Genomic DNA, 12,178 nt, shown 5'->3' on the forward strand with positions numbered 1-12,178 from the left:
ATGGCTAAGGAGGGCGACACCAGTCCGGACAAGGCTTCCGGCCTTGACATGCTCAAGGAGCAGCTGGCCGGATTTGCCGAAGCGCAGGGCCAGAGGCTGGTGGACAAGGCCGGAGAAAAGATCAGTGACCTTGCACAGGGACTGGGTGATGTGGGGGAAGGGAACAGCACCCTGCTCAACGTCGGGAAGCGGGTTCTCGGCGGAGGCGAGTCACCTGTAAAGGCTTTCCTCAGCGAGAAAGCCGGTGGCCTCAAGGACAAAGCAGTCGACACCGTGAAAGGGTTCTTCGGCGGTGGCGGCAAGGCCGGGGACACAAAGGTCACCAACATCGTCGAGGTGATCGACATCGGTATGCCCCTGCGTACCGTGTATGACCGATGGACCCAGCTTGAGGAGTTCAGCAGCTTCACCAAGGGCGTCAAGAGTGTCACGCAGTCGGACGAGATCGAGAGCGACTGGAAACTGAAAGTGGCGTTCTCCAACCGCAGTTGGAAAGCGACTGTACAAGAGCAGGTTCCCGATGAGCGGATCGTGTGGAACTCCGAAGGGGGCAAGGGCACTACACGCGGCGCCATCAGCTTCCACGAACTGACCCCGGAACTCACACGCATTGTCGCTGTGGTCGAGTACTACCCCTCCGGCTTCTTCGAGAAGACGGGCAACATCTGGCGCGCTCAGGGACGGCGCCTGCGTCTAGACCTCAAGCACTTCCAGCGGTACGTCACGCTTACCGACAACGAGGACCTCGAAGGCTGGCGCGGCGAGATCCGCGATGGCGAAGTTGTCCGAACCCACGAAGAAGGACTTGAAGACGACGAAGATCAAGACGCCGAAGGCGAAGAAGACCAAGAAGCCGAAGATGAAGAAGACTCCGAAGACCTGGAGGACGAGCCCGAGGAAGGCGAGCCCGAAGAGGACGACGAAGACGCTGAAGACGATGAGGAAGCCGAGGAAGAAGAATAGGATGCGCCGGAGGAAACCGCACGCCGGCGCAGATGCGGATGCAACTTTATGGCGCGTGAAATGCGCCTGAAAGTCTCGGCGATTTCACTATGCTGCGGCGTGAACTATCCTGGCAGTGACGCCACGCTCGCTGATTCGCGGTGCGGCGTGCACGAGAGGCGGGTCCGCTCATGACCAAGCATGAAAAAACACCCCACCCTTCCCACGGTGAAGGGCCGAGCCGCCATAAGGGAAGCAAAGAGCACGGATGGTCTCCTGATATCGACGAGACCAGGCAACAAGACAATCCGAGCGCGCATCGGTCGTTCCATCCTGACCAGTACGCCCCCGAGTCCGGGCCCCGCAAGGAAACTTCCCAGGAAGAGATGGAGGGCGTCACGGGCGACACCGTCAAGAGTTCCTCCCGTCGGGGAGAGAAGCAGGGCGGCAGGTCCAAGGAGAAGGGAATGCACGACGAAGGCCGGCGAGGCCCTTCGCAGCGTCCCAGCGGCAGCAGGGATGCCGAGGCATCCTCGGGTGTCGACCCGCAGGAACCGCGCTCCGAGTCGGACTGAGTTGTCCGGCTGACGCATCACGACCTCGCCCGCCGCGGTCGAGGAGATCCTTGGAGGACCGCGTCATGCTCAGCGCCATCGCAGACGTACTCAGGTCTATCGGCGGGGCCATCGCCACCGTCGTCACGCTCCCCTTCCGTGCCGTCGCCCGGCTGTTCGGTGGAGCTTCCGACAGCGCCCACGGTCACCACTGACACCCCTGGTTCGCTGCTGCCCTGTCCTTGAGCTGCGTCCCCGGACCGCGAACGGACGTGATGTCATTCGACGCGGTGCGGGCTGTGGCGGGCGACGCTCAGGTCGACACGCGTGGGGAGGTTGTCCCAGCCTGCGGATTGCCGTGCCCGTTCGACGGCGTCGTGCAGGCCCTCCATGATCTGCTGCGGACTGGTGCCCGGGCCAAGGGTGAGGCCGATGCGGGCCTGTGGGTGCGTGTGTTTGCCGTAGAAGAGTGCGTGGCAGCCCCGGACGCCCGGCAGCATGGTGAGGTCGGTGGTGAGCGCGTCGTTCAGCGCGTGGTTGCTGACCGTTACGGTCTCCTCGGATGAGTCTGCGACGGTCAGTTGGCTGGGGCGGCGCCGATGCTGGGACAGCAGCCACGCCACGGCGAGCAGCATGAGCAGGGCCAGCACCGCGATGGTGGCCGGCCACCACCAGCTCATGTCCGTCCACCGGGTCTGATCCGCTGGGACCAGGACGTTGTGCGAAGCAGCGAGGGGCCAGCTGGCTGGCGGCATGAGATTCAAGCGCCGGTAGATATCGGCACCGCCGGCGAGCACCAACAGGCCGCCACCCAGCAGCACGAGCCCGAGCAGGGCCAGAAGCGTTCGGTTGATCTTGGCGTGTTCCCTCATCATGCTCTCCAGGGAGGAAGGCTGCGTACTGCCGGTCGGAGGCCGCTACTTCGTGCTCCGGCGCACGCGGACCCTCAGCCGAGGCGGGCGGGTCAAAGCGAGTTGATCGCGTTCCTCGCGGCGGAGGGTGTCAGTGAGGTCGTCCTTGACGTCGGCGGTGTCACGAAAGCCCACGCCGGCACGGACGGTGACGCGGCGGCGTCGCACCCGCACTCGCGCCGTGCTGACCCCCGGGACACGCATGGCCGCGTCGCGCAGCAGCAGCGCTGCGCCCTTGCGCGCGAGTACGGCATGCATCCGTATGTGGCTGTTGGTCGGCACACGCAAGGGCAGTTGGTGCCGCAGGCCCGGGGTGAGGGCCAGGATGATGAGCCACAGGCCCAGGGCCGCGGTGACGGCCGCGCCGGTGAGGATCCAGATGTTGCCGAGCGGGCGGGTGGCGAGTTCGTCTGTCAGGGTTGTCCACCATGCGGTGGCTCGGTGTCCGGTGCGTATCCAGATCGCTTCGAAGAGCAGCGCCCCCGCTGCCAGCAGGGTCAGAGCGGCGGCCAGGCAGGCGGGGATCCGACGCGCCGACCAAGGACGCCGGGAGCGGTCTTTCGCCGGCACGCTTTGCTTCGCCGTTCCAGCAGGCCGGGCATGTGTGGTGGCCGGCTGCGATTGTGGCAGATCGCCGTCATGGCCGGGCGGGGCGTGTGGAGTGGGGGAAGTCATGATGTTCCTGTCGTGGCGCGGGTCGTCAGGTCATTCGGCCCGGCCTCGTAGCAGGCTTTCGCTGGAGACGAGCCGCTGGACGGAGACGGTGAGGTCGTCGATGCGCAGGCCGGTCAGGTGAGAGACCCGGTCGGTGATGTACTGCCGGATTTCGCCGCAGGTGCGGGCGATGTCGACGGGGTAGGGCAGGTCCAAGGAGACCTTGAGGCGGGCCGAGCCTTCGTGCACGGCGACTGTGGAGTGGGCAGGGCCCAGGCCGAGACGTGCGGGTGGGCGGCCGGTATGTCGGATGAGGGCTTCGCGTGCCGCCCGGATCGCGATGCGTGCCACCACGGTCTCGGGGATCAGTGTCGCGCCGCGTCGGGCGGGCACGGGAAGGGAAGGCGTACTCGTGCCCTCGCCTCCCGGGCCGCCTCGGAGGGAAACCGACGGGAGCTGGGTTGTCACCGGACTCGCCTGGCGTGCCCCGTGCGGGGGCTGGGTCCGTAATTGCTGCGAGGGCGGTCGAAGGTCTCCTGGCGCCCGTAGCCCTCGCGGGTGCGGACGTAGTCGCTGACGTGCACGTCACTGCGCGCCAGGTGGCCGATGATCAGGCCTACCAGGCCCATGGCGGCGACTACGAGGAAGGCCCCGAAGCCGCCGAAGTAGCCTGCGAAACCCAGGGTCAGACCGGTCAGGAGCCCCACCGCGGTTGCATTCATTGTTCATTCACCCGTCTTACGTTGCCGTTTCTTCCCGCGCGCCGTGCCGGCGCGGCCGGGAAGAGGGTGGGGAGGTCACTCCACCCGCTGCTCGCTGTCGTCGTCTTCGTCCCCCGGTATGTCGACGTCGTTGACGGCGATGTTCACCTCGACGACCTCCAGGCCGGTCATCCGCTCCATTGCTGCGATGACGTTGGTGCGGACCTCGGCGGCGACCTCGGTGATGGGGTAGCCGTAGTCGACGACCACATCCAGGTCCACCGCCGCCTGGCGCTCGCCCACCTCGACGCTGACACCGCGGGTGACGCTGGGCTGCCCGCCGGGCATCCGCTCACGGACGCCACCGATGGCACGGGCCATGCCGGAGCCGAGGTTGTGGATGCCCGGTACCTCGCGGGCTGCCATCCCGGCGATCTTCGCCGCGACGGTGTCCGCGATCGTGGTCCGGCCACGGCTCTCCGGCGAGACGGTCCCGTGCTTCGGACCTTGCTGCGCCGTGGTCTCGTCGGTGGGCCTGCGCCCTTCCGAGGCAGGGTGGAATGTCGCGTTCGTCATGGCGTTCTCCTGGATGAGTGGCGCGGGCGCTGGAGTCGGTGCCCGTTACAAGGTTGGACACGTACGGGGTGAAATCGTCACACTTGTTTATGATCTGGATCACGTAGGCTGGTCGGTGGCTACCCGACCGGGCTCGCGCCATCAGGGAGCCTGGGTGGGTGACGGCGGGCCTCGCGGTCCGCGAGGCGCCTCACGTAGGAAGCGAACAGTGGATGTGGAGCACGAGGGATTCTCGTCACCCCGGCGTGCGGAGCCGCCTCCGTCCAGCGGGGTGGAGCGTCCCGGCGAGCCGGACCTCGGGGACGTGGAGGACCGGATCCTGGTCGCCCGCGCCGCTGAGGGCGATGACGACGCCTTCGCTGTGCTCGTGCACCGCCACAGCGGTCGGCTGCTGGCCCTGGCATTTCACATGCTCGGCAACGTGCCGGATGCCGAGGAGGCTGTGCAGGACGGCTTCATCAGCGCATGGCGGCGCCTTACCCAGTTCCGGGGGGACGCGGCGTTCCGCACGTGGATGTACCGCATCGTCACCAACCGATGCCTCAACGTCCGCCGCGCGCACGCCCCTTCCGTCTCCCTCGACACCGTTGCTGAGCCCACAGCGCATGACGCCGGCGGCGAACCGGCCCGTGCTGCCGAAAGCACGGCAGCCACCGCCGCGTTGGCCCACGCACTCGCACACCTGCGGCCCGGACAGCGCGCCTGCTGGATCCTGCGGGAGCTGCACGGACTGTCGTACGAAGAGATCGCGCACGTGGTGGGGGAGAGCGAACAGACCGTACGCGGAAGGCTCTTTCGCGCACGGCGCACGCTGATGAAGGAGATGGCCTCATGGCGCTAGAAGATCCCCGTGCCACCTCCCCACCCGAGAACGTGCCCCCGTCGCACCGGGCCACCGACCCGGCACGGCTCATCGGCGACGAACGGCTGCCCTGCGGACGCCTGGTCAGCCACGTCTGGGAGCAGGCCCGCGCCGGAAGCGATCAGCCCGACACTCACACGGCCGACTGCACGTACTGCCAGCAGGCAACCGAGGGACTGGCAGCCCTGGACGCCACCACCCGCACCCTGCGGGCGGAGCGGCCCAGCGCTCGCACGGTCGCCGATCGGGTCGTGCGCGCCGTACGCGCGGAGGCACGGCTCGGCCGGATGCTGCCTCTGGACGATCCCGCTCAAGACCTGCGGATCGCGGAAACCACCGTGGCCAAGATCCTGCGCCGCGCCGCCGACCGCATCCCCGGAGTATGCGCCGCCAGCTGCCGCCTGACCCCTGACGATGCCGGCACCACCGTGACGATCACCATGACCCTCGCCGCCACCCTCGACCACCCCCTGCCCAGCCGAGCCGCCCAGGTGCGCCAGGCCGTCGCCGACGCCTCGGCGCAGGAGATCGGCCTCGCCGTCAGCAGCATCGACCTGAGGATCGTGTCCGAACTGGAGCCCTTGACCTCCGCCGAGCCCATCCCACGGAAGGGAACCGGGCCATGATCACCGTCGACACGGCCAGCGTCGAGCAGACAGCGGCCCGGGCCGCGCTGGCAGTCCCCGGCGTAGAGGAACTACAACCCAGCCTGCGCCACTCCCTGGCCGACGCCGCCACCTACATCCGGCGGACCTTCGGCTCGCTCACACCGTCCCCCGAAGCCGGCATCCACGCCAGCTACACACCCGAAACCAACGCCTGGCACCTCGAAGTCCGCTGCGCACTCAACGACCACCGCCGCGCCCTCGACACCGCACGCGACGTCCGCGAAAGCGTCCGAGCAGCCGTCATCTCACAGTTGAACGCTCGCGGCAGACCGGCAAGCGTCACCATCGTCGTTACCGTGACCCGCATCACCGGAGATGGAGCACCGCTCCAGCACGTCGCTGCGGTGCAGTGAGTCGGAGTTCTTCGTTGACGCCACCCTGGACGGTTTTGAGGACGATCGCCGGGTGTTCTCCCGCACCTGGAACGAGATGCTGCCGCGTGATCATCTGTGACGCGGCAGGCGGCCGCGTTCTCGTCACCATCTCGTGGGCTTGATGGCGCTGGGCGACGTCGCCCGCGCCTTGCCCGCCCCGCAGGCTGGTTACCTTGGTGAACCGCTGCCCGTCGACTGACCCGCTCCGCTCCTCGGCTGCTCACACGTGTGGCGAGATGGCGCTCGGCCCGTTTCAGCGTGGAGAGGAAGGGCGCAGCCGCTTCAGCGCTCTGCCCGCAGGTCTGCGGTGCCCCAGCCCGTGAGGGATCTTGCCGCTGTGATCGCCGCTTCACTGGCATAGGGCGGCGCGGTGACGCCTTGCGCCCGGTGCACGGCAGCTCCGAAATCAGGCTGTCACTCGTAGCCCGGACGTAGCCCTGTTCACCGCCACCGATGCCCGGAGTCCCAATCAAGGTGGCCCTCAATGAAGTACCACACCTCCCGAGACGGGTGTGTCTGGTGTGGCGGGGCACGAGCTGGGCGGGAGACTTGGCGCCTGGTCGGGCGCAGAAGCGGAGGTGAGCCGTCTTGTTGCATCGCCGTCTGATCGCCATCAGCTGATTGGGGCGGCGAATATAGTCGCAGAATTTTTTGTCATTGCGGTCACCGTGCGGAACCCCCTCATCATTTCCGGCTGTTGTGCGGCCGCGTCCGGTACTTGCAAGGCGGGGTGGAACCTCTTCCACTCGGTTCCGGTATCTCAAAGTGGACCGCCATGCGAACGTATTTTCATACTCAACTTGCACTCTTTCGAGGCATGTCGATGCGACCTTGGTGGCACTAGCATTTGCATGAACGTCACGGTGCAATCCCATATGGGAATGAAGGTGGTGCGGTGACGGCGAGGAGTCGCGAGTAAGAGAGGGATGGTGGCACTGACCATGCAGATCGCGAACGGAATCCCTGCGTATGAGATCAAGGGCGTGACCTGGCAGAAAGGGAGCGCGAGTATCGGAGACGGAAACTGCGTTGAAGTCTCACGTCTTCCAGGAGGCGGGATTGCAATGCGTAATTCCCGGTTCCCTGAGGGGCCGGCCTTGGTCTTCACTTCGATGGAGATGGAGGTCTTCGTCAAGGGAGCCAAGGATGCCGAGTTTGATCATCTGATGGCCTGAAACCTGCGGTCCCGGAGCGTGAACCTGGGGCCACTGCTTGATGTGACGGGCATATGCACGCCAGACTGGGGGAGTCCTCTGCCTTCAGCCTCTCGGAGTGCATATGTCCGTCGCCCCTGGATGGGATCCGCATCCCGCGGCCGACACTGCCGTTGTCAACATGCGAAATCCGGAATGCAATCATGCTGCCGGAATCATGCTCGGCGAAGAGCTTCGCAGGCACCGTCAGCGGCGGAACCTGACCCTGAAAGAGGCAGCGCTGGTAATCCGCGGCTCGACATCGAAAGTCAGCCGTCTGGAGCGGGGAGAGAGCCCCCCCAAGCAGCGAGACATCATGGATCTCGCCTCCCATTACGGCCTCACCCGCGAAGAACTCGCAGTTATCGATCAACTGCTCGCACACGCACTCAACCAGGAATGGTATGAGCAGTTCGCGGATGTCACGCCCGATTACCTTCGTAGGCTCATTCAATTCGAGGGACGGGCCGAGAAAATTCAGATCTTCGAGAACCAGGTGGTTCCTGGGCTGCTACAGACTCCTGCCTACGCGCGGGCCATGGTCAAGCTGTTCATGCCTGTCACGCCGACAGACCGCGTAGTGGACCGGATTGTTGCATTGAGGATGCGGCGCCAGTTCATCATGGACCAAAGCCTGCGCCGCCTTGATCTGTTCCTGGATGAAACCGTGCTGTACAGGCGCCGCGGTAGCAACGAAGTCATGCGGGAGCAAATGCAGCACCTGCTGAAAGCAGCTGAGGCCGACAAAGTTTGCGTTCGGTTGATCGGCAAAGACTGTGCCACGCCGCCGCATCCCATCACCCATGTAACTTTCCCTAACGGGGCCGGCGAGTCCTCAGAAGTCGCTTATGTCGAAATGATCAGCGGCGCCGTCTACGTTACCCAGAAGAAGGCACTTGATAACTATCGAAGGGCCCTGACGACGCTCCGGCAGCATGCTGACGAACTGGAGCCCAGTATGGATAAGCTGAGGAAGGCCATAGAGGAGTACGGCGGCTGACACCATTTCAGTCGGCTCCCCGTAGCGGGCCCCGTTGCGATGAGCTCGCTATGTGCGGCCAACTCCTCCCCATTCGATCCAGTCCGTGGCGCGCAAATGCTGCGGTGGAGGAGGTGTGTCTGGTCTCCAGTCGACGACTTCCACCAGGTCCGGCGGCAGGATTTCCAATCCGTCGAAGTACCGGCGAACTTCGTGGGTTTCGCGGACTCTTCCCCAGTTCTGCTGGGTAACCTCGGCCATCAGCGCTGTGGCGCCATCCCGTACGTCCGGACTGTCACTGACGAGCTGGCAGATGACCATGTAGCTCTTGGATGGTAGTGCGGCTGCGACCCTTTTGACGAGGGCGGCGGGATCCCGGTCGTCGTCGGTGTCGGGCAGGCAGTGCAGGACCGAGACGAAGAGCGCGGCGATCGGCTTTTCCCAGTTGAAGAACTCCTTTGTCGATTCCAGGATCTCCTTTGTGTTCCTCATGTCCTGGTCAATGACCATGACATTGCTGTTTTTTCGGAGGGTGGTTCGTCCGTGCGCGAGGACCATCGGATCGTTGTCGATGTAGGCGACTTTCGCTTCCGGTTTAATCCGTTGGGCGATTTCGTGGACGTTGTCCTGGGTGGGGAGGCCGGAACCGTGGTCGAGGAATTGGGTGACGCCGAAGTCCCGTACAAGAATACGCACGATGCGCTGAAGGAAGGCCCGGTTGTTGCGAGCGAGCTTCTGGGTGCTGGGGGCGATTTGGAGCAGCCGTGTACATGCCTCGCGGTCCGGTTGAAAGTTCTCCGAGCCCCCTAACAGGTAGTCGTACATGCGGGCGACGCTGGGGGTCTCCATGTCGAGAGGCCGAGCTTGGGGTTTCTCCCATTGGGCCATGCGTAGCTCCTTCGGCCTTGGGCGTAGGCCAGATGTCCCAGTAGAAGGGTTCATCGTAGAGCTCAGGAGCGCATGGGCCAATCGCTCAATCGGGCTTCAGCCAGAGTGAGTTATTACATCCGGGAGTGAGGGTTTTACCCGCGGCTCCGGAGCCCGCTGCGAACCGCCCTCCCGCCGCCGGCTCACCACCCCACCCCGGCGAGCGGAACGCACCGGGGCACCCCGAGCAGCGATCGCTCGGCAGTCCGCAGCCAGGCCCGCACGGTGTAGTCGGCAACACCCATGAAGGTGGCGGTTCGCGCCACGGGCAGTCCCAGCCGGTGGCGCAGGAGGAAGGCGTCTGCCTGTTGTCCTTCCAGTAGGCAGTGGACGCTCCAGGAGTGGCCTGGTCGACATTCGGAACGGGCTGTTGCCTCCTGCCTCAGCAGGTGCCAGGCCCGGGCCGCGGGTGTCTCACTGCGTAGGGCGGCGGTCCACTCTGCCGACAATGTTTGGAACACATCCTCGACACAACGAACTGCAGCTGATTCGCGCTCAGTTCGCACGCAGGCATATTGTAGATAGACGTCGCGGTGCAGCTGGCGAAACGCCCTGTACTCCAGAGGGAAGCGGGCAGGCAAGGTCTCCTTGCCCCCGGCGTACACGGGACGCTCACGGGATGAGGGGGTCATGCTGTATCCGCCTCCTCCCGGTGCGGGCGCGCATCGTCCTGGCAGGCTGCCCACAGCAGCCTGAAGTCAGTCGGATCACCTCCGAGGCGCACCACCAGTGCGCTCAGGATCACCCAGTTCGGAACGGTCGATCCGGCGAAGAAGGCGTCCAGTTCCTCAGTTGCAACGTCGCACTCCGCCGGCAGCCCCATCCGGTCTGGGTCGGCGCACGCAAGTCGGGCACCGCGCAGGGCCGCAGCAAGACGGCGACGTGCTGTTGCAGGATCGCGGGTCACCGGCACACCGCGGGCTCGCTCCCACAGCAGCCGCAGGTCCGGCGGGTGCCCTCCCAGCACGTGGACCAGCATGTAGATCACCGGCCACGATGGCAGGATGTCGCCCTGCAGTGCCTGGCTCACGATCGCTGGCGGCAGCTCGGTGTGCCGGGCGATGTCTTCTTCGCTCAGGGCCGAGTGCTGTTGCAGCGCTCGAAGGGCTCGCGCAAGGGCCTCAGCGGAGTCCCGAGTCGATGCGACGACCGGCAAGTGCCGCTCAACGTCCGCCCCAGCTGCGTGGTCTCTCTCTCTTCGAGGCCGTGGGGTCATGCGAGTGTGTAAGAGTTTGGTCACCTTGGTCTTGCCCCACCGCGCTCGCGCCGAAGCCGCGCTGACGTTGGCCGCCTCGGCTACCAGCGACCAGCTCGCACCGTCGTCGCGCGCACTGTCGACCGCAAGAGCGGCAAGGCACACCGCATCCTGGTGAATCCCGGAGGCCAGTTCCAGCACCCGGGCAAGCGACGGGACATCGGCATCAAGGGTAAGTGCCTCGTCCGCCTGGAGGGCCAGGTCGATGGCCACCGCTCGGAAGGACTCGCCTTTCTGCCGGACGGCTTGCCGGTCGTGGTCCCGCTTCTGCTGAGCCCGGCGCCGGCACACCGAGTCGCAGTAGTCACGACGGGGGCCACGGGTGCCCCGGTGCGTGATTTTCTCTCCGCAGAAGGCGCAACGGCGCGCCTGAAGTGACGGCTCAGCCATCAGATTGATCCCTTCGCCCAGCCGTGCGTCCTCGCCGCACGGGCATGAGGCAACGGCGTCGCGCGGGCACCGCCATATAGCGGTGCCCGCTCCGGAACTCGGTGACGGCTCAGCGTGCACATAGGAAGCCGGCACCCATCAGGCTGAACGCCTCAGATTGCGCCCTGACCACCCTCGCCACTGCTGCCCGGCCGATCGCGCAGGATCAGGATCGGCAACACGTCCGTAAGCAGGGCATGGATGAGCACGAGCCCCACGAGCACGGCCAGCAGGGACGCGCTCCCCGTAGGGATTCGGCTCATCCAGGCCGGAAGGCGGGTTTCGTCGCCCGTCGGAGACGGGATAGATTCATTGCTGGAGGTCGGGGGCGGCTCGTTGTCGGCACCCCGGCCCTCCTTTCCGACGGTCATGGCCTTACCTTTCGGTTTGTCGATGGCCTGTCAGGTGGCCTCGGGAGGCAAGCCCGAGGCCACCGCACACAGTCGGCCATCGCTCAGCTGCGTGCGGTGACATCACCATATCTAAGATTCCGCCCCGTCATTCGCAGACTCGATTTTGCCCCTCTTGCATTTCCCTTCATGCAAGCCGATGGCCCCATGCAACGGGAGTGGCCTGGAGCTAGTTGAGCAGTGTTGCAGCTGAACTGGGTCAGGATGTACAGGCTGACGAGAATTCATTGACCGAATCCGACTGAAGCTAGTCATGAAATGATCATTCTGACCGAACGTGCAGCTCAGGGCCCTCGCCTGGGAGCAGCCCTCCAGGCGCTCCGGGTGTGGAAGGAGGGGCGTGAGTTCATTTCTGGCCGCACGTGCACATGGGAATTCAAGCAAATTACTCACGCAAATATCTATTGCGAGCTGCGCCCAGGGAGCGGAGTGGCCAAGCGCTAGCGAAGTCGCCGCCTGGCTCGTTACGTCCCGAGAAGAGAGCGGGGTGATCTTCACTGCAAATCCGTCTCGCGCTACCGAGATCGAGCTCTGCAAGGCATCAGGTGCAACTCGCCCGCGATATCGAAAATCTGACCATACGTTGACCCTCTCGAGTCGGTGCGCCGACATCACTTGCGGGTGCGCAGGGTGGTGCGGACGCCAGGGTGCGGCGACTTCCAGCGATGCGCTGGTGTGCGGTGTTGGCGGGGGCGTCGGCGAGTGTGCGCAACCCAGGCCGACGGGGGCAGCTTGTCCGAGGA

The 12,178-nt window shown here is 65.3% G+C and carries 16 protein-coding genes; 8 read left to right on the forward strand and 8 right to left on the reverse strand.

What is annotated here, in order from left to right; translation table 11 throughout:
- The 3 genes from NUT86_RS33285 to NUT86_RS33295 all read left to right on the forward strand — a co-directional run bounded on the left by NUT86_RS33285 (position 1) and on the right by NUT86_RS33295 (position 1,711).
- Positions 1–963, forward strand: a complete 963-nt coding sequence (locus NUT86_RS33285) for an SRPBCC family protein (protein ID WP_274739028.1) — start codon at positions 1–3, stop codon at positions 961–963.
- A 170-nt stretch (positions 964–1,133) separates the two neighbouring features.
- Positions 1,134–1,517, forward strand: coding sequence for a hypothetical protein (locus tag NUT86_RS33290; protein WP_274739030.1), 384 nt, complete (start codon positions 1,134–1,136; stop codon positions 1,515–1,517).
- 65 nt (positions 1,518–1,582) lie between these two features.
- Positions 1,583–1,711, forward strand: coding sequence for an LPFR motif small protein (locus tag NUT86_RS33295; protein WP_274739032.1), 129 nt, complete (start codon positions 1,583–1,585; stop codon positions 1,709–1,711).
- Between the two features lie 63 nt (positions 1,712–1,774).
- On the opposite strand, the gene amaP is transcribed toward NUT86_RS33295, so the two are convergent.
- The 5 genes from amaP to NUT86_RS33320 all read right to left on the reverse strand — a co-directional run bounded on the left by amaP (position 1,775) and on the right by NUT86_RS33320 (position 4,338).
- Entirely contained in the window at positions 1,775–2,368 is a 594-nt protein-coding gene (gene amaP, locus NUT86_RS33300; protein ID WP_274739034.1) for an alkaline shock response membrane anchor protein AmaP, read from the reverse strand.
- A 45-nt stretch (positions 2,369–2,413) separates the two neighbouring features.
- Positions 2,414–2,977, reverse strand: coding sequence for a DUF6286 domain-containing protein (locus NUT86_RS33305; RefSeq protein ID WP_274739036.1), 564 nt, complete (start codon positions 2,975–2,977; stop codon positions 2,414–2,416).
- Between the two features lie 135 nt (positions 2,978–3,112).
- A complete protein-coding gene (locus NUT86_RS33310; protein WP_274739037.1) occupies positions 3,113–3,310 on the reverse strand; it encodes a hypothetical protein in 198 nt (65 codons plus the stop codon).
- A gap of 215 nt (positions 3,311–3,525) precedes the next feature.
- Positions 3,526–3,783 (reverse strand): hypothetical protein, encoded by a 258-nt coding sequence (locus NUT86_RS33315; protein ID WP_274739039.1) that lies wholly within the window; start codon positions 3,781–3,783, stop codon positions 3,526–3,528.
- A 75-nt stretch (positions 3,784–3,858) separates the two neighbouring features.
- Positions 3,859–4,338 (reverse strand): Asp23/Gls24 family envelope stress response protein, encoded by a 480-nt coding sequence (locus NUT86_RS33320; RefSeq protein ID WP_274739041.1) that lies wholly within the window; start codon positions 4,336–4,338, stop codon positions 3,859–3,861.
- 304 nt (positions 4,339–4,642) lie between these two features.
- Here NUT86_RS33320 and NUT86_RS33325 point away from each other — a divergent pair, with 304 nt between their 5' ends.
- From NUT86_RS33325 to NUT86_RS33345, 5 genes are all read left to right on the forward strand, one after another.
- Positions 4,643–5,179, forward strand: a complete 537-nt coding sequence (locus NUT86_RS33325; RefSeq protein WP_274739043.1) for an RNA polymerase sigma factor — start codon at positions 4,643–4,645, stop codon at positions 5,177–5,179.
- Positions 5,170–5,826 carry a hypothetical protein gene (locus tag NUT86_RS33330; protein ID WP_274739045.1) on the forward strand — a complete coding sequence of 219 codons (657 nt, stop codon included), beginning with the start codon at positions 5,170–5,172 and terminating at the stop codon, positions 5,824–5,826. The genes NUT86_RS33325 and NUT86_RS33330 overlap by 10 nt, the downstream gene beginning before the upstream one ends.
- Positions 5,823–6,221, forward strand: coding sequence for a hypothetical protein (locus NUT86_RS33335; RefSeq protein WP_274739047.1), 399 nt, complete (start codon positions 5,823–5,825; stop codon positions 6,219–6,221). The genes NUT86_RS33330 and NUT86_RS33335 overlap by 4 nt, the downstream gene beginning before the upstream one ends.
- A gap of 962 nt (positions 6,222–7,183) precedes the next feature.
- On the forward strand, positions 7,184–7,417 hold the full coding sequence (locus NUT86_RS33340; RefSeq protein WP_274739049.1) for a DUF397 domain-containing protein: 234 nt from the start codon (positions 7,184–7,186) through the stop codon (positions 7,415–7,417).
- A 103-nt stretch (positions 7,418–7,520) separates the two neighbouring features.
- Entirely contained in the window at positions 7,521–8,435 is a 915-nt protein-coding gene (locus NUT86_RS33345; protein WP_274739051.1) for a helix-turn-helix domain-containing protein, read from the forward strand.
- Between the two features lie 48 nt (positions 8,436–8,483).
- Here the strand turns inward: NUT86_RS33345 and NUT86_RS33350 are convergent, their stop codons facing one another.
- The 3 genes from NUT86_RS33350 to NUT86_RS33360 all read right to left on the reverse strand — a co-directional run bounded on the left by NUT86_RS33350 (position 8,484) and on the right by NUT86_RS33360 (position 11,396).
- The gene (locus NUT86_RS33350) at positions 8,484–9,302 is read right to left on the reverse strand and encodes an SAM-dependent methyltransferase (RefSeq protein ID WP_274739053.1); all 819 of its coding nucleotides are present in this window, start codon (positions 9,300–9,302) and stop codon (positions 8,484–8,486) included.
- Positions 9,303–9,969: 667 nt separating this feature from the next.
- Positions 9,970–10,809 carry a helix-turn-helix domain-containing protein gene (locus NUT86_RS33355; RefSeq protein ID WP_274739055.1) on the reverse strand — a complete coding sequence of 280 codons (840 nt, stop codon included), beginning with the start codon at positions 10,807–10,809 and terminating at the stop codon, positions 9,970–9,972.
- A gap of 329 nt (positions 10,810–11,138) precedes the next feature.
- On the reverse strand, positions 11,139–11,396 hold the full coding sequence (locus tag NUT86_RS33360) for a hypothetical protein (RefSeq protein WP_274739057.1): 258 nt from the start codon (positions 11,394–11,396) through the stop codon (positions 11,139–11,141).
- Positions 11,397–12,178 lie beyond the last annotated feature (782 nt).

This window comes from Streptomyces sp. G7(2002), assembly GCF_028870195.1.
In the GTDB taxonomy this organism is placed as follows: Bacteria; Actinomycetota; Actinomycetes; order Streptomycetales; family Streptomycetaceae; genus Streptomyces; species Streptomyces nigrescens.